This is a genomic window from Massilia sp. PWRC2 (assembly GCF_049896725.1).
Taxonomy (GTDB): Bacteria; Pseudomonadota; Gammaproteobacteria; order Burkholderiales; family Burkholderiaceae_D; genus JAFCUW01.
The window spans coordinates 283434-304230 of sequence record NZ_JAFCUW010000004.1 but is presented as its reverse complement, the minus strand read 5'-3'; the positions used below and the strand labels follow the sequence as shown (position 1 = coordinate 304230).

At 65.8% G+C, this 20797-nt stretch carries 17 protein-coding genes; 8 read left to right on the top strand and 9 right to left on the bottom strand.

Annotated elements, in window-relative coordinates; all coding sequences use genetic code 11:
* Window positions 1-10: 10 nt before the first annotated feature.
* The gene (locus ACP7BZ_RS10895) at window positions 11-2221 is read left to right on the top strand and encodes a PepSY domain-containing protein (protein WP_426112936.1); all 2211 of its coding nucleotides are present in this window, start codon (window positions 11-13) and stop codon (window positions 2219-2221) included.
* Window positions 2211-3161 (top strand): FAD:protein FMN transferase, encoded by a 951-nt coding sequence (locus tag ACP7BZ_RS10890; RefSeq protein WP_426113104.1) that lies wholly within the window; start codon window positions 2211-2213, stop codon window positions 3159-3161. The genes ACP7BZ_RS10895 and ACP7BZ_RS10890 overlap by 11 nt, the downstream gene beginning before the upstream one ends.
* An 11-nt stretch (window positions 3162-3172) precedes the next feature.
* Here the strand turns inward: ACP7BZ_RS10890 and ACP7BZ_RS10885 are convergent, their stop codons facing one another.
* The 4 genes from ACP7BZ_RS10885 to ACP7BZ_RS10870 are packed head-to-tail and all read right to left on the bottom strand — an operon-like array spanning window position 3173 to window position 9060.
* Window positions 3173-4474 carry a TolC family protein gene (locus ACP7BZ_RS10885; RefSeq protein WP_426112934.1) on the bottom strand — a complete coding sequence of 434 codons (1302 nt, stop codon included), beginning with the start codon at window positions 4472-4474 and terminating at the stop codon, window positions 3173-3175.
* On the bottom strand, window positions 4471-4791 hold the full coding sequence (locus ACP7BZ_RS10880; protein WP_426112932.1) for a DUF3240 family protein: 321 nt from the start codon (window positions 4789-4791) through the stop codon (window positions 4471-4473). Before ACP7BZ_RS10880 ends, ACP7BZ_RS10885 begins: the two co-directional genes overlap by 4 nt.
* Entirely contained in the window at window positions 4784-7885 is a 3102-nt protein-coding gene (locus ACP7BZ_RS10875; protein WP_426112930.1) for an efflux RND transporter permease subunit, read from the bottom strand. The genes ACP7BZ_RS10880 and ACP7BZ_RS10875 overlap by 8 nt, the downstream gene beginning before the upstream one ends.
* Window positions 7885-9060, bottom strand: coding sequence for an efflux RND transporter periplasmic adaptor subunit (locus ACP7BZ_RS10870; RefSeq protein ID WP_426112928.1), 1176 nt, complete (start codon window positions 9058-9060; stop codon window positions 7885-7887). The genes ACP7BZ_RS10875 and ACP7BZ_RS10870 overlap by 1 nt, the downstream gene beginning before the upstream one ends.
* 139 nt (window positions 9061-9199) lie before the next feature.
* On the opposite strand from ACP7BZ_RS10870, the gene ACP7BZ_RS10865 reads away from it, so the two are divergent.
* Entirely contained in the window at window positions 9200-9877 is a 678-nt protein-coding gene (locus tag ACP7BZ_RS10865) for a response regulator (protein WP_426112926.1), read from the top strand.
* Window positions 9874-11250 carry an ATP-binding protein gene (locus ACP7BZ_RS10860; protein WP_426112924.1) on the top strand — a complete coding sequence of 459 codons (1377 nt, stop codon included), beginning with the start codon at window positions 9874-9876 and terminating at the stop codon, window positions 11248-11250. The genes ACP7BZ_RS10865 and ACP7BZ_RS10860 overlap by 4 nt, the downstream gene beginning before the upstream one ends.
* Window positions 11251-11360: 110 nt before the next feature.
* Here the strand turns inward: ACP7BZ_RS10860 and ACP7BZ_RS10855 are convergent, their stop codons facing one another.
* Window positions 11361-12296: a transglutaminase family protein gene (locus ACP7BZ_RS10855; RefSeq protein ID WP_426112922.1), complete on the bottom strand. Its 936-nt coding sequence runs from the start codon at window positions 12294-12296 to the stop codon at window positions 11361-11363.
* Entirely contained in the window at window positions 12293-14818 is a 2526-nt protein-coding gene (locus tag ACP7BZ_RS10850) for a circularly permuted type 2 ATP-grasp protein (RefSeq protein ID WP_426112920.1), read from the bottom strand. The genes ACP7BZ_RS10855 and ACP7BZ_RS10850 overlap by 4 nt, the downstream gene beginning before the upstream one ends.
* A 225-nt stretch (window positions 14819-15043) precedes the next feature.
* Between ACP7BZ_RS10850 and ACP7BZ_RS10845 the strand changes: the two genes are divergently transcribed.
* The gene (locus ACP7BZ_RS10845; protein ID WP_426112918.1) at window positions 15044-15847 is read left to right on the top strand and encodes a transglutaminase domain-containing protein; all 804 of its coding nucleotides are present in this window, start codon (window positions 15044-15046) and stop codon (window positions 15845-15847) included.
* Between the two features lie 94 nt (window positions 15848-15941).
* On the opposite strand, the gene ACP7BZ_RS10840 is transcribed toward ACP7BZ_RS10845, so the two are convergent.
* On the bottom strand, window positions 15942-16652 hold the full coding sequence (locus ACP7BZ_RS10840; RefSeq protein ID WP_426112916.1) for an endo alpha-1,4 polygalactosaminidase: 711 nt from the start codon (window positions 16650-16652) through the stop codon (window positions 15942-15944).
* Between ACP7BZ_RS10840 and ACP7BZ_RS10835 the strand changes: the two genes are divergently transcribed.
* On the top strand, window positions 16615-16932 hold the full coding sequence (locus tag ACP7BZ_RS10835; RefSeq protein ID WP_426112914.1) for a hypothetical protein: 318 nt from the start codon (window positions 16615-16617) through the stop codon (window positions 16930-16932). The genes ACP7BZ_RS10840 and ACP7BZ_RS10835 overlap by 38 nt on opposite strands.
* 909 nt (window positions 16933-17841) lie before the next feature.
* Here ACP7BZ_RS10835 and ACP7BZ_RS10830 read toward each other — a convergent pair.
* The gene (locus ACP7BZ_RS10830) at window positions 17842-18237 is read right to left on the bottom strand and encodes a thiol-disulfide oxidoreductase DCC family protein (RefSeq protein ID WP_426112912.1); all 396 of its coding nucleotides are present in this window, start codon (window positions 18235-18237) and stop codon (window positions 17842-17844) included.
* Between the two features lie 225 nt (window positions 18238-18462).
* On the opposite strand from ACP7BZ_RS10830, the gene ACP7BZ_RS10825 reads away from it, so the two are divergent.
* Both ACP7BZ_RS10825 and ACP7BZ_RS10820 read left to right on the top strand, forming a co-directional pair.
* Window positions 18463-18909, top strand: coding sequence for a DUF3429 domain-containing protein (locus tag ACP7BZ_RS10825; protein WP_426112910.1), 447 nt, complete (start codon window positions 18463-18465; stop codon window positions 18907-18909).
* 247 nt (window positions 18910-19156) lie between these two features.
* Entirely contained in the window at window positions 19157-19660 is a 504-nt protein-coding gene (locus ACP7BZ_RS10820; RefSeq protein WP_426112908.1) for a hypothetical protein, read from the top strand.
* 406 nt (window positions 19661-20066) lie between these two features.
* Here the strand turns inward: ACP7BZ_RS10820 and ACP7BZ_RS10815 are convergent, their stop codons facing one another.
* Entirely contained in the window at window positions 20067-20738 is a 672-nt protein-coding gene (locus ACP7BZ_RS10815; RefSeq protein ID WP_426112906.1) for an Hpt domain-containing protein, read from the bottom strand.
* Window positions 20739-20797: the final 59 nt, after the last annotated feature.

Sequence of the window (20797 nt, the reverse complement as noted above, 5' to 3'; positions counted from 1 at the left end):
CGGCAGAGCCATGTTGCGTCAGTTCCATTCTGTGGCCGGCCTGTTGGGCGCCCTGTTCGTCATGCTGCTGGGGATCAGCGGCGCCTGCCTGTCGATCGATCCAGCCCTCGAGCGTTTCGCCGCCAGCGTGCCGGCGGGCGTGAGCGTGGCCGACATGACCGCCCGCGTGCTGCGCCACTACCCCACCGCCCAGCAGATCGACCGCAGTGCGGCCGGCACGCTGATCGTGTATTACCGCGCCGCCACCGGGCCCGGCGCCGACCGCGTCGATGCCGACACCGGCGCCACCATCGCGCCGTACGTGCGCTCGCCCTTTTCGCGCTGGGTGCGCCAGCTGCACCGCTCGATGCTGCTCGGTACGCCAGGGCGGGCCGCTGCCGGCATCAGCGCAGTGGCGCTGCTGCTGTTGTGTATCACCGGCAGCTTGCTGTTGATCAAGCGCGTCGGCGGCTGGCGCCAGTTGCTGCGCCCCTTGCACGGCAGCCGCAGCCAGCGCTGGCATGCCCAGGTCGGCCGGCTGGCCGTGCTCGGGCTGTTGCTGTCGGCGCTGACCGGCACCTACATGTCGGCCGTCAACTTTGGGGTGATTGCCGACGGGGCCCAGGCCGAGCCCGATTTTCCCGCCACCACTGCAGCGGGCCTGCCGGCGCCGGTGGCCAGCCTGGCGGCGCTCGCTGCAGTCGATCTGGCCGACTTGCGCCAACTGGTGTTCCCCCTGCCAGGCGAGCGCAGCGCCGTCTATACCTTGCGCACGACGCACGCCGATGCCTATGTCGACCAGGTCAGCGGCGCGGCGCTGTCTTACCGCGCGCACAGCCGGCTGGGCCAGGCCGATGAACTGGTCAAGCAGTTACATACCGGCAAAAGCTGGTGGTGGCTGGGGTTGCTGCTCGGCGTGTGCGCGCTCGGTGGCGCTTGGCTGGCCGGCACCGGCGCCGTTGTCCGGTGGCAGCGCCGCGCCGCGCGTCCCCGCATCGAGCACAACAGCAGCGCCAGCGCGGCCACCGTGGTGATCCTGGTCGGCAGCGAAAACAACAGCACCTGGGGCTTTGCACGGGCCTTGCATGACGGCTTGCAGCAGGCCGGGCAGAGCGTGCACACGGCCGCCATGAACGACATGGCCGCCCGCTATCGGACCGCGCGCCAGCTGTTTGTGCTGACCGCCACCTACGGCGATGGCGATGCGCCAGCCTCCGCCAGCCATTTTCTGGCGCGCCTCAAAAAGACCGCGGCGCCAGCCTCTACCACCTTTGCCGTGCTCGGTTTCGGTGACCGCCAGTTCACCCGCTTTTGCCAGTTCGCCCGCGTTGTCGACAGCGCCATGGCGGCCCAAGGCTGGCAGCGTGCGCTGGAACTGAGCACCATCGACCGCCAGTCGACCCAGGCATTTTTGCGCTGGGGGGAGGGCGTCGCCAAGCTGCTGGTGCTCGACCTGCAGCTGCACCACACGCCGCTGCATCCGCCGACGTTCGCGCTGCTGCTGGCCGAGCGGGTCGACTATGGCGTGCAACAAAAGGAACCGACGGTGGTGCTGCGTTTTCGCAGCGCAGCAACGCCCGGCGCGCTGGCACGGCTGTTTGGCAGCTCAGGGCTGGCAGCGTTCGAAGCGGGCGATCTGCTCGGCGTGATGGCGCCCGGCAGCCCGGTGCCGCGCCTGTATTCGCTGGCCAGCGGCGCCGACAGCGGCATGGTCGAAATTTGCGTGCGCAAGCAGCCCGGCGGCCTGTGTTCGACCTACCTGCATCAACTCAAGCCGGGCGACGTCATCGATGCCTTCATCCGGCCCAATCCGCAATTCCGGCCACAGTCGGGGCGCGCGCCGGTGATCCTGATCGGCGCCGGTACCGGCATCGGGCCGCTGGCCGGATTCATTCGCAACAACACGGGCAAGCATCCCATGTATCTGTACTGGGGCGGGCGCGATCCCGCCTCTGATTTCCTCTACGAGCCGGAGTTGAAGACCTATCTGGCCGACCGCCGCCTGACCGCGCTGCACACCGCCTTTTCGCGCGTGGCCGAGGGCCGCCATGTGCAAAGCCGGTTGCTCGACGATGGCGCGCAGCTGCGCGCGCTGATCGGCGACGGTGGCCAGGTGCTGGTGTGCGGCAGCGGCGCCATGGCCGGCAGCGTCCGCGAAGCGCTCGATGCGCTGCTGGCGCCGGCAGGCCAGAGCGTGCAGGCGCTGCGCGCGGCGGGACGCTACCGTGAAGATGTGTTCTGAGGCCGCGCCGCTGGTGCGGCGCCGCCTCCATGGCGCCACCATGGGCACGCGCTACCGCGCCGTGTTTTACGCGCCAGCGGCAATGGACGTGGCGGCATTGAACACCGATTTGTTGTGCGCGGTGGAGCAGGTGGACCGCCAGATGTCGCGCTGGGATCGCGCTTCCGATCTGAGCCGGGTCAATGACGCCCCGCTGCACGCCTGGATCGCCATCCCGGCCCAGCTGGCGGCAGTGCTTGCGGCCGCCTTGCAGGTCGGCGTGCAATCGGCTGGCGCATTCGATATTGGCGTCGGTGCGCAGGTCGACGCCTGCGGCTTTGGCGCCGGCGCCCGCAATCTGCGCAGTGTGCCGGCGCCGTTCGACGCACCCTACCTGCCGGCCGCCGAGCGGCTCGACTTCGACCAGGCCGGCGCGCGCTTGCGCAAGCGCGCGCCGATTGCGATTGACCTGTCAGGGATCGCCAAGGGCTATGGCGTCGACCAGCTGGCGACCTGCCTCGAGCGGCCCGGCTTGCACAACTACCTCGTTGGCATCGATGGCGAGATGCGCGGCGGCGGCGGCAAACCCGATGGCGCCGCCTGGGTAATGGCGCTCGAGCGAGCGCGTGCGGGCGTGCGCAGCGTCGCCGGTGTGATGGCCTTGCGCGACGTCGCCATTGCCACCTCGGGCGACTATCGCCACACGGTGACCATCGGCGGCCGGCAGTACGCCCACACCATCGCCCCTGCCTTGCAACAGCCGCTGGCCAATACGCTGGCCGCCGTCAGCGTGCTGGCGTCAGCGTGCATGCTGGCCGATGCCTGGGCGACGGCGCTGTTAGTTGCCGGTGAAGAGAACGGCCTGGCGCTGGCGCGCCGCTACGCCATCGATGCGTTGTTTGTGGTGCGCGAGGGCGCTGCGCTGCGCGAAGTGTTGCTGCTGGACGGCTGCATCAGCTGAGCACGCTATTATCAGTCGATCGACCAGATCGCATGCGCATCGAGGCGCACGCGGGCAAACGCGGCCAGCGCATCGATCTGCGCGCTTTCCGTTTGCATGGCGGCGTCGAGCGCGCGGCGGCGCGCTGCCAGCGCCTCGGCCAGCGTGCCTTCACCGGCCTGATAGGCGCGCAGCAGCAGTTGCGCCTGTTGTGCGCTCTGGCTGTCGATCTGCGCCAGGCTGTGCCAGATTTGATAGCTGCGGGTGCAATCGAGGACGGCGCGCCGTGCCATCGATTGCACCCGCGTGCGTGCCTGCAGCAACTGTTCGCCGGCGGCGCGCGCGCGGATTGCTGCCGCGCTGGCGTCGGCGCTGCGGCCGGCACCCGGGATCGGGATCGACACGGTCACGCCGATCAGCCGTTCTTCGCCGGCCCGCTCGCGCGCGGCGCGCAAGGCGATGGTGGGATCGGGCATGCGGTCCGCCGCCAGCCGTTTGGCGCGCAATGCCAGCAGGTCGGCTTCGCCCTGCGCCAGCTCGAGTTCATGATTATCGCTGAGGATTTTGGCGTACCAGTACTCGGCGCCCTGCAGGTCGGCTTGCGGCAAGGGCAGAACCAGCGGGCCGTCGCTTGCCAGCGGTGCCGGCAAGCCGGGATAGCTTTGCGTCAGCAGGCCCAGTGACTGTTCTTGGCGCTGCTGCGCCTGCAGTAACAGGGTCTCGGTGCGCAGCACTTCGGTGGCCGCCTGCTGCTGTTCGAGGGCGGCGCCGTCGCCGGCGTGCACGCGGCGCTCGGCGATAGAGCGCAGCTGCCGCGCCACGGTGATCTGCTCGCGCAAGCGTTCGAGCGCCACCAGATCGCGCAATGCATCGAACCAGTCTTTCATCAGGGTGCGGCCGGCTTCGTGCCACAGGTCTTCGTGGCGCGCGCGCGCCACTGCACGGCCCTGGTCGCCGAGCGCGCGGTCCTGCTCGGCTTTACCAAACCAGCGCAGTGTCCGTTCGAGCGCCAGATCCTGCTCGGCGTAGCGCTCGCCGCCAGCCACGCTGCGCGCATTGAGGCTGCTGCGCAGCGTCCACTCATACGGTCCGGCCTGCAATTTGGCCTGTTCGGCGCTCGCCAATGCCATCATCGCCGTGCCGATTCTGAACTGCGGCAGATTCTCCAGCACGCGCCGCACGCTCGCTTCGGGCGGCAGCACGCTCAGGGCGCTGCCCGTGGTCGGCTGTTCGGCTGCGGCGGCGCTGGCGGGCGCCAGCGCGGTCGTCAACAGCCAGGCGAGAGTGCAGGCCGGTACACCGGCGCGCGCAGCGCTGATCCGGCGCGGCTTCATGCCAGTCTCCCACAGCCGGCGAGGGGGCTGATCCAGTAAGCCACATCGGCGCTGCGCACTGCGCGCGCCAGCGCCTGCAACAGTTCGCGCAAGTCGGCTTCGACACCGGCAACCATGACCAGTCGGCGGCTGCTGCGCCCCTGTACCCGCTCCATGCTGGAGTGCAGGGGCGCACCCTGTCCCATGCCTTGCGCGTTGAGGATGCTAAAGCCGCTGGCCCAGCCGCTGTTGCTTTGCAAAAAGTCGAGGACCTCGTCTTCGAGTGCGGTGGGGATGGCCAGGGTCAGCAGGGCGTTGTAGTGGGGCAGCTCAGTCATGGGAGATTCCGGGTGGTGGGGGACGTGCGGCAGCAGGCGCGGGGGCAACGCCAAAGCGGCGGAACAGGATCGGCAGCAGGATCAGGGTCAGCGAGGTGGCGCTGAGCAGGCCGCCAATGACGACGATGGCCAGCGGTTTTTGAATTTCGGCACCCGGTCCGCTCGCCAGCAGCAGCGGCACCAGCCCCAGGCCGGTGATCGCCGCTGTCATCATGACGGGGCGCAGGCGCCGCAGTGCACCCTGCAGCACCACTTGATCGAGCGGCAGGCCGCGCGCCACCAGCTGGTTAAAGCAGGTGATCATCACCAGGGCGTTGAGGACGGCGATCCCCATCAGCGCGATAAAACCCACCGAGGCCGGTACCGACAGATACTCGCCAGTGAGCGCCAGCGCCAGCACGCCGCCGATCAGGGCAAAGGGAATATTCACCAGCACCAGCAGCGCCTGGCGCATGCTGCCCAGGGTGGCAAACAGCAGCAGGAAGATCGCCGCCAGCGCCACCGGCACCACCAGCGCCAGCCGCTTCGAGGCGCGCTGCTGGTTTTCGAACTGGCCACCCCACGACAGGCGGTAGCCGGGCGCCAGCGTGGTCTGACGGGCCACCGCAGCCTTGGCTTCATCGACAAAGCCGACCAGGTCGCGCCCGCGCACATTGGCGCGCACCACCACCATGCGGGTGCCATTTTCGCGCTCGACCTTGACCGGGCCATCGGTGCTGCGCAGGCGGGCGATCTGGCCCAGGGCAATGGTGCGGCCATCGGCCAGCGGCAGCTGCAACTGTGCGAACAGCGGGGCCGACAGGCGCAGTGCTTCAGTGCCGCGAATGAGCAGGGGCAGCCGCTTGCCGCCCTCGATCACCACCCCCGCCACGCGCCCCTCGATCAGAATGCGCAAATCGTTTTGCACCTGCTCGATGCTCAGGCCCAGGCGGCCGGCGGCGACCCGGTCGACCTCGACCTGCAGATATTGCACGCCGGCGTTTTTGACCGTCATGACGTCTTCGCTGCCGGCGATTGCCTGCAGCACGCCGGCGATCTGCGTCGCCAGGGCTGCCAGTTGCTGCTGGTCGGGACCGTAGATCTTGATGGCCAGATCGCCGCGCACGCCAGAGAGCATCTCGGCGGTGCGCATTTCAATCGGTTGCGTAAAGCTGATGTTCACGCCTGGAAAGCCAGCGCTGGCTTTGTGCAGGGCGCCCAGCAGCGCTTCCTTGTCGCGGTAGTGGCGCTGTTGTGGCGCCTTGAGCACCAGGAAGGCATCGGTTTCATTGAGGCCCATCGGATCGAGCCCCAGCTCATCGGACCCGAGGCGGGCGACGATCCGTTCGACATCGGGCACGGCGCCCATGATGCTGCGCTCGATGGCCAGATCGAGGCGCGCCGATTCCTGCAGGCTAACCGAGGGCAGCTTTTCGATCTGCATGATGATGTCGCCCTCGTCGAGGGTGGGCATGAACGATTTGCCGACCGCGAAGAACACGCCCAGCGCCAGCAGCAGGGCGGCGGCGGCCAGCGCGCCCACCAGGCGCGGCCGCTTCAGCGCGCGCGCCAGCAGCCGCGCATACAGCCCTTCCATGCGCTGCACCAGAAGCGGCGCCGGGCCATGGCTGTCCTTGAGCAGCAGGGAAGCGAGCACCGGGATCACGGTGAGCGAGAGCAGCAGCGACGCGGCCAGCGCAAAGATGATGGTCAGCGCCACCGGCGCGAACAGCTTGCCTTCGAGCCCCTGCAGCGTCAGCAGGGGCAGGAACACGATCATGATCACCAGCACGCCGGCGCTCACCGGCACTGCCACCTCGAGCACCGCCCGGTAGATCAGGTGCAGGCGCGACACGCCAGGCTGGCGCCCGGCGCCGTGCGCTTCGATGTTTTCGACGACCACCACGGCGGCATCGACCAGCATGCCAATCGCAATGGCCAGGCCACCGAGCGACATCAGGTTGGCGGACAGCCCAAAGATGTTCATCAGCAAAAATGTCCCCAGCGCCGCCAGCGGCAGGATGCAGGCGACCACCAGGGCCGAGCGCAGATTACCGAGAAACACCAGCAGCAGCACGATCACCAGCACGGTCGCTTCGCCCAGTGCACGGGTGACGGTGGCGACGGCGCGCTCGACCAGGTTGCCGCGGTCATAGAAGGGGCTGATGGTAGTGCCGCTTGGTAAGGTTTTAGCGATTTCGCGCAGCCGTTCGCGCACCTGGCCCAGCACCTGCTGGGCATTGGCGCCGCGCATCGCCAGCACCAGCGCTTCGACCGCTTCGCCTTTGCCATCCTGGGTGACGGCGCCATAGCGGGTGAGCGCGCCAAAGCGCACCTCGGCCACCTGGCCGACGGTGCTGGCGACGCCCGCCACGGTGCCGACGGCGATTGCCCGCACATCGTCGGCATCGCTGATGCTGCCATCGCTGCGGATGAGCAGTGATTCTTCGCCACTGCCCAGCCGCCCGGCGCCATCGCTGCGGTTATTCGCTTCCAGCGCGGCCTGCAACTGCGCCAGCGACAGGCCGCGCGCGGCCAGCGCCGCCAGATCGGGCACCACTTCATAGCTGCGCACCTGGCCGCCCAGCGAATTGACGTCAGCCACACCAGCGATATTGCGCAGCTGCGGGCGGATGGTCCACTCGAGCAGGGTGCGCTTGTCCATCAGCGAGAGGGGACCCTCGATGGTGAACATATAAATTTCGCCGAGCGGTGTGGTGACGGGCGCGAGGCCGCCGGAGACCGACGCCGGTAACTCTTTCATCACGCCCGCCAGCCGCTCGCTGACCTGCTGGCGGGCCCAGAACACATCGGTGCCATCGACGAAATCGAGGGTGATGTCGGCAATCGCATACTTCGATTGCGAGCGCAACACCGCCTGGCGGGGAATGCCCAGTAATTCCTGTTCGATGGGGGCGACGATGCGGGCCTCGACTTCTTCCGGCGTCATGCCGGGCGCCTTCAAGATCAGCTTGACCTGGGTGCTGGAGACGTCGGGAAAGGCGTCGATCGGCAATTGCCGAAAGGCGTCGATGCCCGCCGCCGTCAGCAACAGTGTCAGCACCAGTACCAGCAGGCGCTGCGACAGCGACAGCGCGATCAGTCGTGCCAGCATTAGTTGGCTCCTGCGGGCGCCGGGGCTGGGGTGGCCTCGTTGCCGAGACCCGACAACGCCCCCTTGAGGGCGACGGTACCGCGCACGGCGACCTGATCGCCGGCAGCAATCGCCCCGCGCACCCATTGCATGGCGGCGCCGGCATCCTCGCTGTGCACGGCAACGGCGCGAAAGCCGCCGGCCGTGCGCACGAACACAATCTCGTCCTTACCGCGCCGTACCAGCGCTGCCGCTGGCACCGCCACGCCGCCCTTGTTGGCGGCGCCGGCGGCCAGCTGCGCCTCGACGTAGGCATTCACCTTCAGACAGGGGTGTTGATCGACTTGCTGGGCGCGCACTTGCAGCGTTTGATTGCTGCTGTTGACCAGCGGCGAGACGGCGATCACCCGCACCACGCTGCAGTTGGCAATCTGCAGGCGGTCGCCGATGCGTAACATTGGCTGCTGGCGCGCAACCTGCAGTTCGACCCACAGCGGCGCGGGGCGGGCGATCTTGGCGATGGCGGCGCCCGCTTCAAGGAGCTGACCGGCTTGCACCGGCAGCTCGAGGATGTTGCCGGCTACTGCAGCCCTGACCACCAGCAGCGGTGACAGATTGCCACCACGGGCCAGGGCGCCGATCTGCGCTGCACTCAGGCCGGCCCGGCGCAAGGCCTGGCGCTCGGTGGCGGCGGCCACCGATGCCAGCCGCAGGGCGGCGCGGCTGTCGTCGAGGCGGGCGCGCGCGATGATGCCGTCATTAAACAGGGCGTCGTCGCGGGCCAGCTTGTCGGCCGCCAGCTTGGCCTGGGTGGCCGCTTGCACGTACGCGCCCTGCAGCATCAGCCAGGGCTGGCTGAACAGGGTCACCACCGGCGCACCGGCGCGCACCGCTTGCAGACTGGCCACGTGCAGCGTTTGCACCACCCCGCCGAGTTCGCTGCTGAGCATCACCAGCGAGGCCGGCGGCGTCACCACGGTGCCGGCATAGCGCGGCCCGCCGCTGGCGGCTTCACCATCGAGGCTGGCCACAGCGGCTGTGACGCTGATGCCGGCGCGGACGATGTCGGCGTCGCTGATCCGCACCAGCGACGCGGCAGGCTGGGCCAGGGCGACCTGGCCCGGCAGCAGGAGGGCGATGGCAAAAGTACACCGCAGCCGCGTCGGCGTTGCTGTCCTGGATCGGTGGATCGGCATGGGGTCATTTCTGTTGGATGGAGGATGGCTCGCATGGTGCTGCGAAGATATTAAGAAGTTCTTAACAAGCTGCGCCTATCATGGGCGACCATGAATTGCCAGCCATGAATTGCCAGCTCACCCGTACCGAGGACACCGCATGCGTATCTTGTTGACCGAGGATGACCCGCAACTGGGCCGCGCCACCCAGATCGGCCTGGAGCAGGCCGGCTATGCGGTCGACTGGGTGCAATCGGCCGAAAGTGCGCACACGGCGGTGCGCCTGCACCATTACGCCTGCGTGCTGCTCGACCTCGGCCTGCCGCAGCAGGATGGCATGGCCGCCTTGAGCGCTTTGCGCCGCGGCGGCTACGACGGCGCCGTACTGATCGTGACGGCGCGCGACCAGATTGCCGCCCGCATTGCCGGCCTCGATGGCGGCGCCGACGATTTTTTGATCAAGCCCTTCGATATCGACGAGCTGGCCGCGCGCATCCGCAGCGCCTGCCGGCGCGCCCATGGGCGCGTGCGCAGCGTGCTCCAGCATGGCGACATCACCATCGATGTGGCCGCCCGCCAGGTGCAGCAGCACGGCCGCCCGGTGGCCTTGACCAGCAAGGAATTTAGCATTTTGCTGATGCTGGTCGAACATTGCGGCCAGGTGATCAGCCGCCAGCGGCTGGAAGAAAGCGTGTATAGCTGGGGCGAAGAAATCGATAGCAATGCGGTGCAGGTGCACATCCACCATTTGCGCCGCAAGTTGGGCAAATCGCTGATCCGCACCATTCACGCGGTCGGCTATAGCATCGACCGGACCGGTCAACCGGGGGCCGTATGAGACCGCCGCTGTTCATCAGCGCTGGCCGGCGCTGGTCGTTGCGGCGCACCCTGCTGGCGCTGTTGATGGGCTTGACGCTGCTGCTGTGGGGCAGCAGCGCGCTGATCGTCTACCTCGATGCGGAAACCGAAAGCCAGGCACTGTTCGATCAATCGCTCAGCGAGACGGCCCATTTGCTGCTGTCGCTGGCTGACCATGAAGTGATGGAACACGCGGCCGGTTCGCAACTGGTGATGGCGACCCAGGAAAACCGCGACCACCAGCAATATTTGCTGTTTCAGATCTGGAGTGGCGACCAGCGCCTGCTGTACCGCCACACGGGTGCGCCCGCATCGGCCTTCGTCGCGCCCGGCGTGAGCGGCTTTTCCTGGGTGGTGCGCGAGGGCCGGCAGTGGCGCGTGTACGCCAGCTGGAATAGCAGCCACCGGCTGCAAATCCAGCTGGCCGAGCCGGTCACCCACCGCAAGGAAATCAGTACCAGGTTTGCCTGGAAATTTTTCGGCTACGCCCTGCTGGCCGTCAGCGTTGCCGCCATCGCCATCTGGTGGAGCGTCAACCAGGTGTTCCGGGTGATGCAAGCCTCGGCCGACGAAGTGGCGCGGCGCACCCCCAACGACCTGGCCGACGTCAGCCTCGACGGCGCGCCCGACGAGCTGCTGCCACTGCTGCTGGCGATCAACCGCCTGTTTGGCCGCGTGCGCCACACGATGGAGCACGAGCAGCGCTTTACGGCCGACGCCGCGCACGAGTTGCGCACCCCGCTGGCGGCCATCAAGACCAATGTGCAGGTGATCGGGCGTGCTCGAAATGATGCTGAGCGCGCTGAATGCATCGCCAGCCTGGGGGTGAGCGTCGAGCGTGCCAGCCGGCTGGTCGACCAGTTGATGACGCTGGCCAAGCTCGATCCGCAGCAACACAGCGTGCCGCTGGCGGGCGGCGATCTGGCGACCTTGCTCAGCCCCCAGCTGGCAAGCTGGCACGCCAGCGCACGCCACAGCCGGCATGCCTTGGTGAGCGCGCTGTCGCCGGCGCCGTGCGCCATCGATGGCGAGCTGCTGCTCATTTTGGTGCGCAACCTGCTCGACAATGCCTTGCGCTACACGCCGGACGGCGGCAGGGTGACGCTGGCCTGCGGTGACGACGGCGGCAGCGCCTGGCTGCGCGTGAGCGATTGCGGTCCTGGCATTGCGCCAGAGCTGCGCGAGCGAGTGTTTGAACGGTTTTTCCGGCTGGCCGATGCCAACCGTCCGGGCAGCGGACTGGGCTTGTCGATTGTGCGGCGGATTGCTGACGTGCATGGCGCCAGCGTGACGCTGGGGGACGGCGAGGGCGCTGTCGGGCTGGTGGTGGAAGTGCGGTTTGCGCGTGGCTAGTTTATTGCTGAAGCTCGATTGCCAGAATGTTTCTATGTGAATAATTGGCTCAGGCACCTGCGGCGCCAGTGCCCCCTTCGCTTGTTGGCCTGTTTATTCAATGAATTAGTCTAGCTGAGCTGCGTCAGCGGCAGCGGCGTCACCGTCACCTGCACGTCAAGGGTTTGCTGGCCGCCGCCGAGGACGATGCCGCGCATCGGGGTGACGTCGCTGAAGTCGCGCCCCCAGCCCAGCGTGATGTGTTCGTGCTGGACCAGGGCGCGGTTGGTGGGGTCGAAGTCGACCCAGCCCAGCAGCGGACAAAACACCGACACCCAGGCGTGCGAGGCGTCGGCGCCGATCAGGCGCGGCTGGCCGGCGCGCGGGTGCGTCAAGATATAGCCGCTCAGGTAGCGTGCGGGCAAGCCCAGCGAGCGCAGGCAGCCGATCATCAGCTGGGCAAAATCCTGGCAGACCCCGCGCCGGCCCTGCAGCACCTGTTCCAGGGGCGTTGAAATGTCGGTGGCGCGGCTGTCGAATTCGAAGTCGTCGAAAATGCGCTGGGTCAGTTCGAGCGCCGCTTGCAGCTGCGGGCGGCCCGGCGCAAAACTGCGCCGCGCATACGCTTCGAGCGCGGCGAACGGCCGCACATGCGGCGACGGATACAAATAGCGGCAGGCTTCCAGGCAGGCGGCGCTGCGATCAACGGCGAGCAGGTCGCGCACGCTGTCCCACGCCATCGAGCCGCCGATCTGCGCCAGGTTGCGCCGTGCGCGCAGCGCCACGGTCGACTCGGCATGCACCAGCAAATGATCGTGCGGTACCGTCAAGGCGACGTGGCGGGTGTGGTTGCCAAAGTAATCGACGCCATCGCTGCCTTCGTCGGTGGCGGGGTCGAGCCACAGCGCGTGCGAGCAGGTGTCCTGGAAAGCAAACGAGCGCGGCCGCATGTGCAGGTGCTGCTGCGACAGCGTCACCTTGCTTTGATAGCGGTAGCGGGTGTCATGCACCACACTGTAGCGGGCGCATACGGCGGCATCGATGGATGCGATCGACGGCGCGCTCATGGCAGGTGGCGCCGCTGCTGGCCGGCCCCGCCGCTGTAACTGAAAAATTGCACGCTGATCTGTTCCGACAGGGCGCTGCTGGCCAGTTCGATTCGCTTGAGCAGGGCCAATACGCTGGCATTGGCGCAATTGAAGTCGAGCGCGGGGTCGAGCGCCAGCAGTTGTGCGCGCAGCGGCGTGAGCAGTGCTTCGCCGCAGGCGCCGTGGACCAGCGCGATTCTGCCGAGCGCGCCGAGGATGCCATCGATCTGGAACAGGATCGAGCGGGGGTTGCTCTCGTCGCGCAGCAGCAGGTCCAGCACCGGCAGCCACTCTGGCTGGGTGCGGTAGCGCGCGCGGTAGGTGATGATGCTGTCGGACAGTTCGAGCAGCCAGTCGAGGTCGCCATCCATGGCCAGTGCCAGCTGCAGCGCAACGCTCTGAAATTGCAGGCGCTCAAGGCGGCGGCCTATCGACATGAAACGCCAGCCGAGGTCGCGCGTCATGCCATCGAGGGCAAAGCCGGACAGCATCATCAGGCTGGCGGCGGCGTCGTCGAGGATGGTCATCACTTCCGACTGCGTGGGCGCCTCGCCGGTGTGGGAAGGCGAGCGCACCATGCGGTTCAGAGCGCGCCAGTTGTCCACCGAGAAGCGTTCGTGCAGCTGGCCCGCGACCCGGTGCAACTGCTGCTGCTGGCGCGCCAGCCCCGGCACCGCCGGCGACACCACCGCCAGCAGCAGCGCCGCCTCGATGACGGCGTTGGATTCGGCGGCGGGTGCAGCAATCACATGGTAGCGGACGCACAGCGCCTTGACGGCCGGCCATTCGGCGCCGCTATCGTCAAAACGGGCATTGAACAGAAACGTCAGGGCGACCCGCAGCAGGCGTGCCAGATTGTCGCAGCGTTCGGCATGGCGTCCGAACCACAGCAGGTTTTCCGCCACCCGGCTCGACAAATTGGTGTCCTGGCGCACCAGGTCGTCGCTGCGCATGCGCGGCGTGGGCGGCGGCTGCAGGGCCACCCGGCCGCGCGATTGCACCCAGGTATCCTTGCTGGCGCCACCGAGCTGCATGGTCAGCACGCGCGCATCAGGTCCGGTGGCCACCCGGGTCAGGCCACCTGGCATGACCACGTAACCGTTTGGCGTGGCGCAGGCGAACACCCGCAAGCCGACCGCGCGCGCCTGCAGACCGGCGCCGTCGCGCCAGACCGGCGCCTGCGACAGTGGCAGCAATTCCTGGGCGATGTACTGGTGCGGCTGGGCGCGCAGGCTGGCGATCAAGCTGCTGCGTGCTTCTCCCTGCAAGTCCTGGCCGAACACGGCCTGCTGCTGCTGTGGCAAGGCATAGGCGGGCTTGATGACCAGCCGGTCGAGGTTGGCGATGACGGTTTCGAGCGCGGCCGGCTCGCCGCACCACCAGGTGGCCACCGACGGCATCTTCAGTGGCTCGCCCAGCAGGCGTTGCGCCAGCGCCGGCAAAAAGCCCAGCAGGGCACCCGATTCGAGCAGACCGGCGCCCAGGCTGTTGGCAATGAGCACATTACCGCGACGCGCGGCCTGGACCAGGCCGGCCACCCCCAGTTTCGAGCTGCTCAGTTCGAGGGGATCGCAGGCGTCGTCGTCGACGCGGCGCATGATGACGTGGACGCGCTGCAGGCCGGCCAGGGTTTTCAGATAGACGACGCCGTCGCGCACTGTCAGATCGCCGCCTTCGACCAGCGGCAAGCCCAGGCTGCGCGCCAGGTAAGCTTGCTCGTAATAACTTTCGCTGCGCGGGCCGGCCGTCAGCAGCACCGCCAGCGGCATGGCACCCATGCGCAGGGGCGCCGGGGCGTCGCCACCGGCGGCGCAGCGGCGACCCCAGTGCATCAGGCTGTCGTGCATGGTGCGGAAGAACGGGCTGATGGGCTGCACCTGCAGCGCGCGCAGCAGGTCGGGAAAGGTGGGCGAGATGATGGCGCGGTTTTCCAGTGCATAGCCGGCGCCGGCCGGCGCCTGGCTGCGGTCGGCCATCACCCACCAGCGGCCGTCCGCCGCGCGCGCCAGGTCGACCGCGTAGAAGTGCAGGCCAATCCCGTCGTGGTGGCGCAGATTGTGGCAGGGGCGCAGGAAGCGGCTGTGGCCATCGATGAGCGCCGGCGGCAGCAGGCCATCGGCGAGCATCTGCTGGCGGCCATAGACGTCGCCGAGAATTGTATTGAGCAGGCCGGCGCGCTGGATCACCGCCTGCTCGATGGCGTGCCACTCGTCATGGGGCAGGATCAGCGGCAGCACGTTCAAGTCCCACGGCCGCTGGCGCGCATCGGAATCGGCGGCGACGTTGTAGGTGACGCCGTTTTCGCGCACCTGGCGCTGCACCATCTCGAAGCGCTGGCGCATGGCGTCGGGCGTTTCGGCCGCCAGATTGGCCAGCAGGGCGCGCCAGTGCGCCCGCGGCTGGCCGTCGGCCAGCATTTCGTCGTAGCTGTCCGGCGCCGCCCTGTAGTGGGCGAGCAGGCCATCGGCTAGTGGAACGTGGGCCAGGAGAGAATTCGGCATGGGCGTGCGCCTGCTTTCTTGTGGGCCCCGAACGATAGGGTAATCGGCCTGCCGGCGCAAGCAAAAAGGCAGTCGCACTGCGGCCGGTGACCGCTGGTCAATGCCAGCCGGGCAGTATTCACCCTGTGCAGTCTAACAGGCGCATGCTGCCCTGTGCGCGCATGCTAAGATCGCCTTCCGCGCGCCGTCCTGCTGCGCCCATCCCGACCTTGAAAGCGAGCACCCATGTGGCTGCGTACTGGTTGCAAGCTCGGCTTTACCGTTCTTGAACCCACCCCCTTCATCCTGATGCTGCGTCCGCGCAGCGGCGCCCACCAGTGGGTGGCACGCGAGACCTATACGCTCACGCCCAGCGTGCCGGTGCAGGAATTTACCGATGCCTATGGCAATCTGTGCCAGCGCTTTGTGGCGCCGCCCGGCGAATTTTCCATCCACACGGCGGCCGATGTGCTCACCGCCGACGGCATCGATGTCGCCCCCGGCGCTGCTTTCGTCGACGTTCAGAATCTGCCCGACGCCGTGCTCACTTACCTGTTACCCAGCCGCTACTGCGATTCCGAGCGGTTTATCGACATGGCCAGGAGCGTCGCCGCCGGCGCCACGCCCGGTTACGACCAGGTCGCGGCGATCTGCCAGTGGATAGGCCGCGAGGTCCGTCTCAATCCCGCATCGGTGTACAGTCACATGGCGGCCAGCGAAGTCAATCAACGCCGCGAAGGGGTGTGCCGCGACTTGGCGCACCTGGGCATTGCCTTGTGCCGCAGCCTGTGCATCCCGGCGCGCATGGTGGTCGGTTATCTGCATGGCTTGACGCCGATGGACTTGCACGCCTGGTTTGAAGCCTACGTGGGTGGCCGCTGGTACAGCTTCGATGCCACCCAGGATGCCCCGCGCGGCGGCCGGGTGACGCTCGGCTACGGCCACGACGCCGCCCAGGTGGCGATCTTCAACCAGTTCGGCCCGGCGCTCGAGGCGCATGACATGCGCATCACCGTCGAGCTGCTCGACGGCCCGCCCCACAGCGCCTGAACCGGCGCCACGACTGCGTTTCCCGCTTGTCGCGCAGTCGTACTGTCTGCGCCGGCACGCCTGGTGCTGTTGGTATTGCCAGGCGATCTTGGTGTTATTGGTCGCAGCTGTAGCGGTAACTGTCATCGAGCTTGACCGATAACACCAGCGTGCGCAGGCCGAGCTTTTTGGCGTCAGCGCACAGGGCGTCGCGCGCGCTGCCGGCGCTGCGGTAGATGGCCGCATATTCGGCGTTGAAGACCGGTTTGCCGGCACTGACAAAGACGGCGTACCCGCCGCATTCGTCGTACTGGTGGCATTGCTCGTTGACGGCGAAATCAAAATCTCCCGCCAGCTCGGTCAACTGGCCGACATCGTTTTTCAGGGCAATCAATAAGCCGCGTGCATGGGCCTGGCTGGCCAGGAAGCGGTTGAAGTCGAGCTGGCTGGTCGCGCTCAGGGCGAAGCCGCTGCTGTTGTTGTAGCCGTCGACGTTGTCCGGTTCGACGCCGTCGCAGCCTTTGCTGCTGGCCATGTCGAGCCGCTGGCGCATCAGCGCGCGCACACTGGCCGAGCGGGTGTCGAGCCAGCGCTCACCTTCCCAGCCGTCGAGTAGATTGCCCATGTCCGCGGCCTGCAGGGCAGAAAAATCGGGCCGCCAGTTTTCCGAACTGCCGGCGGAAAAATAACAGATCACTTTCCGGCCAGCTTTTTGCAGTTCGGCGATGGTGCTGGCGCTGGCGTCGAACAAATCGATGTCGTAGACGCTGGCGGAGTAGGAGGTATTGATGGTGCCGGTCAATTCCCACTGCCAGGTATCGCTCACGGCCGGGCGCCATGCCGCGTTGCTGACCGGCACTGTCACGGGCACGGTGACCGGCGCCGTGGTGGTCGGCGTCGAACTTGGGACAGTCGGGGGCGTGCTCGGGGTTTTGCCTGGTGTGGTGCCTGGTGTGGTCGGCGTCGTGGTCGGTGCCATGGCTGGCGTCACCGTGCTGCCACCGCCGCAGGCGCACACGCTCAGCGTCATGCACGCCGCTGCCAGCAGTTTAAGAGTCGTCAGTTTTATGGAGCACTGGTTCATGTCTTTAAAAGCCATTTTGTAAACAATGATGCAGCAAGGGCCGGTTGCCACTGGTCGAGGCCATCGCATCACCGCCAAGCGCCATCAAGTTATTCGGAAATTTAAAAAAGATAATCGATACTATTGGTTACTCAATACGGCGTGAATCCGTGTGCACAATCAATGACACTGCGATTATATTCTGTGTCGAATAAAAGAAATTAAGAATATTGGAGAGAAATTTTTAGGGCGATGCGGATTGCATAGAGTGGGGCGCTGCGCGCAACTCTATGCATTGCTGCCTTACTTGCAATGCTGCATGGATAGCAATGTAGCCGTGCTAATGATCGCAGAGAAGTTGTCGCCGCCAGGGAGCAGATGTGATTGCGGCAGCGGAGGCCAGGCCGATCGGTGCAGTTATAAAAATTATACTATTTGGCAACGTTGACCATTTCCAAAACTGGGGCGCGATTCACCAACCTCTATTTTTTTAGCATTTTTTACCAACTGAGTTAATCAGAAAGTACGCTGTATTTATTGCTATTTAGATTAACTCTATTGATTTTTTTATATCGCGAGGTGGCGCGCTTGTGCAGCCGCGCGCGATCATCTGATTGTAACCAAACGTTATTTACGAGGCCTGTGTGTGCGTTGTCCATGCGCGGCCACTTGCTGTTGTATTTCCGCGAAACAGCGACAGGCGGGCGACGGCCAGCTTCAACGAAAACCATCCTCACTGTCACTGTCACTGTCACTGTCTCGCTTGTCGATGCCAGTGAAAATGTCGACCGGCTGCTGTCGGGCTGCTCACCCCGACGCCGTGTGCGGCGCCACCTGACGGACCGCGGGTGACGGGCGGTGACGGGCGCGCTCACCGTGGTGATTGGCGGCTTGCCTGGGCTCAATAGCGAAGCGAGGCTGATGTGCAGTTGGTGCCGTGATCGTGGGGCCGCTATTGTTTATCGTTGGTGAATTTTTTGAACAGCCACTGAATTACTGGACGCACATACAAAAAGCCGCGGTACAGGCGTTCGAGCAAAAACGGCATGGCGGGCAGCGAACCGAGCTTGCCCAGCCAGCGCCAGCCGGGAAACAGCAGCCACAGTGCGACGAAGGCGGCGGCGCCGCTGAGCATCCTGCCATCGGCCGTGCGCACATGGAAGCGTGCCATCAGTTCCCCGCAGCTGCGTCCCGCCACCGGCGCGGCGTCGCCAGTGCTGACGTCGACCCAGGCGATCGGGGTGGTGGGCACCAGGCGCCGGTAGAGGCCGATTTCCCGTCGGCACAAAGGACAGGAACCATCGAAAAACACGGTGGTACAGCGAGCGGGAGGGGGGAAGTTGGACATCAGAGAGTCTCTTTTAAAAGCGCGCAGTGCGCTGCGGGCAAAGTCACGGCACGAATGAACCGTGAATGAACCGTTGCAGGATTGGACAGAACAGGTTCAGTATAGCTAAGATCGGTTTTTAATGAGGGCGACTCCCCGATTATGGCGGCGGGCGCCAGGCACAGGGAGACAGTATGAAACGCAGTTGCTTGACGATGGACAGGATGTGCATGGCCGCTGGCGAGCATGAGTAAGGCGCCACCGCGGCTGGTCAGCGCGCTGGCCTATGGCGGCCTGCTGCCATTTCTGGCGCTGATGGCAGCGAGCCTGCTGGACACGGCGCGCAGCGGGGTCTGGCAACAGTTGTCGCTCAACTATGGGGCAGTGATCCTGAGTTTTGTCGGCGCCCTGCACTGGGGTTTTGCCATGAGCACGCTGGCCATGAGCGAGCGCCTGCGCCTGCTCAGTTTTGCGTGGAGCGTGATGCCCGCCTTGCTGGCCTGGCTGGCCCTGCTGCTCGATCCCATCGCCGGCAGCGCCCTGATGGCGTGCGGCTTTGCTTTTCACTTTGTGCAGGACTGGCGTCTGGCCCGGCAGGTGGCGTTGCCACCGTGGTATGTGCCGATGCGTTTGCGGCTGACAGTGGTGGCGGCGCTATGCCTGCTGGTGACCAGTTATGGCGGGCGGGTCTGAACTGGCGTTCGGCCGGATGCGCCTGTCGTTCGGTTCACACATGCGACAGGCATGCGCGCCAGCCCCCCCCCGCGCTCCACTCAAGCGCTTTCCATGCGCCAGATCAAACATGCCGTGCTGTTAATGCCACATTGGCAAAAACGCCACAGGAATCCGCGCTGCGCTCCGCTACCATGGACGCATAGTTGATGTCGTAGCGCGTTGCCGTTTCCTTACATGTCCTGTTCGCAGACGAGGTGGCGATCCCATGAAATACTTTTGTGTATGCTGTGCTTTGATGGCCACCCTGTGGGCTTCATCCGCCAGCGCGCAAGCGCCGCTGCGGGGCTTTCTCAGGCCGGGTCAGATCCTGGTGGGAAGTTCGGACCAGGAACTGGTGGCCGGTGAGACGCGCTTTGTGATGCAACATGACTGCAATCTGGTGGTCTATCATGGCCGCCAGGCGGTGTGGGCCACCAACACCAACAACAAGGGTTCGGCTTGCGCCGCCATCATGCAGGGCGATGGTAACCTGGTACTGACCACCGGCAATGGCAGGGTCTTGTGGTCCTCGCACACGGACAAGCACCCGGGCGCCTGGCTGCTGGCACAAACGGACGGTAATGTCGTCATCTACCGGCCCGGTGATGCCGTCAGCGGCCGCTCCTTGTGGGCGACCAACACCAATGTGCGCCACCGGACGGCGGCGAGTCCGGGTAGCCGAAGTCCCCGTTTCCCCGGCTGTGCGTTTTTCCGCACCGACATGACATGAAGTGCATTGGCGTCGTTGAACTCTGCCAGGCAGTGTGGAGCTGCGGCTTCAATCCTGGCAGCGCCAGCCCCATTGAGCGCAAAGAAGCGTGGGGCGTTTGCGGTGCATGTATTGGCTTCGATTTATAAGGTCGCAGTAAAGTCCGCACTACGGTACTCGGTAGAGTCCGCAGTAAAGTCTGCACTCGAGTACGCGGTAAAGTCCGCGGTAAAGTCCGCAGCAAAGTCCGCAGCAGAGTACGCAGCAGAGTACGCAGCAGAGTACGCAGCAACGTGCGCAGTAGAGTACGCAGCAACGTGCGCAGCAAAGTCCGCATTAAAGTCCAAAGCCGATCCCGCCGTCCGCGCCGGCGCTACCCGGCGCTGTACTGCGCGCGGCGTGTTGGACCGTTGCTGGTGAAGTTGATTTACGTTGATTTAAGTTGGTTTAGGTCGGTTGAACATTCGGGCGTTCGTTCTCCGTGGAAATGGAGAATGCTTTCGCCGATTTCGATGGCCACCGCCGTGAACAGCCATGCCAGCTGGTCCATTGCCGCCGTGTCAGGCCAGGCGCTGTTGTGTCTGGCGTGTTGTTCGAACTCGAGCAGCAGCGCGGTCAGCGCGGTGGCGCCCATCAAGCTGGTGGCGCCGCGCAGGGCGTGGCTGGCACGGGCCAGCGCGCCGGCGTCGGCCGCCGCGCTGACGGCACATTGCACACTGGCCAGCATCGCCGGGGTGATCCGCAAATACATTCTCGACAAGTTGCGAAAGGCGGCCACGTCGCCATTGAGTTCGCGCAGCAGATAGACCGGATCGATCAGCCGGTACGACCTCACCCGGCCGCCCGGAGCTCGACCGCGGCGCGCGCTGTCGCCCGCACCCTGCGCGGGACAGCGCACCCGCCGGGACTGACTGCTGTGGACATTCTCGTCATGATTTTTAAACGAATTTAATGATTTGTCACCCAGGCAGCCCATCCGGCTGTCGCTGGCTGTCGCTCGCTGTTGCGTTTTACCACACCCTGCGCCATTTTTGGGCTCGCAACGGCGCCGCCCGACTATCTCACAAATATGTGAACTGTGGCGTAATAAATTCCACAAAATTCACAAATAGATGTTGCATTTGAGAAATTAGAAGTACGATCAGTTCGGTCGTGGTG

Coding starts and splice junctions, on each gene's coding strand:
- ACP7BZ_RS10830 (WP_426112912.1), bottom strand. CDS start 18,237: ATGTCCAACTTCCCCCCTCCCGCTCGCTGTACCACCGTGTTTTTCGAT.
- ACP7BZ_RS10890 (WP_426113104.1), top strand. CDS start 2,211: ATGTGTTCTGAGGCCGCGCCGCTGGTGCGGCGCCGCCTCCATGGCGCC.
- ACP7BZ_RS10855 (WP_426112922.1), bottom strand. CDS start 12,296: ATGAGCGCGCCGTCGATCGCATCCATCGATGCCGCCGTATGCGCCCGC.
- ACP7BZ_RS10850 (WP_426112920.1), bottom strand. CDS start 14,818: ATGCCGAATTCTCTCCTGGCCCACGTTCCACTAGCCGATGGCCTGCTC.
- ACP7BZ_RS10870 (WP_426112928.1), bottom strand. CDS start 9,060: ATGCCGATCCACCGATCCAGGACAGCAACGCCGACGCGGCTGCGGTGT.
- ACP7BZ_RS10865 (WP_426112926.1), top strand. CDS start 9,200: ATGCGTATCTTGTTGACCGAGGATGACCCGCAACTGGGCCGCGCCACC.
- ACP7BZ_RS10835 (WP_426112914.1), top strand. CDS start 16,615: ATGGTGCCGGTCAATTCCCACTGCCAGGTATCGCTCACGGCCGGGCGC.
- ACP7BZ_RS10825 (WP_426112910.1), top strand. CDS start 18,463: ATGAGTAAGGCGCCACCGCGGCTGGTCAGCGCGCTGGCCTATGGCGGC.
- ACP7BZ_RS10820 (WP_426112908.1), top strand. CDS start 19,157: ATGAAATACTTTTGTGTATGCTGTGCTTTGATGGCCACCCTGTGGGCT.
- ACP7BZ_RS10875 (WP_426112930.1), bottom strand. CDS start 7,885: ATGCTGGCACGACTGATCGCGCTGTCGCTGTCGCAGCGCCTGCTGGTA.
- ACP7BZ_RS10845 (WP_426112918.1), top strand. CDS start 15,044: ATGTGGCTGCGTACTGGTTGCAAGCTCGGCTTTACCGTTCTTGAACCC.
- ACP7BZ_RS10860 (WP_426112924.1), top strand. CDS start 9,874: ATGAGACCGCCGCTGTTCATCAGCGCTGGCCGGCGCTGGTCGTTGCGG.
- ACP7BZ_RS10880 (WP_426112932.1), bottom strand. CDS start 4,791: ATGACTGAGCTGCCCCACTACAACGCCCTGCTGACCCTGGCCATCCCC.
- ACP7BZ_RS10895 (WP_426112936.1), top strand. CDS start 11: ATGTTGCGTCAGTTCCATTCTGTGGCCGGCCTGTTGGGCGCCCTGTTC.
- ACP7BZ_RS10885 (WP_426112934.1), bottom strand. CDS start 4,474: ATGAAGCCGCGCCGGATCAGCGCTGCGCGCGCCGGTGTACCGGCCTGC.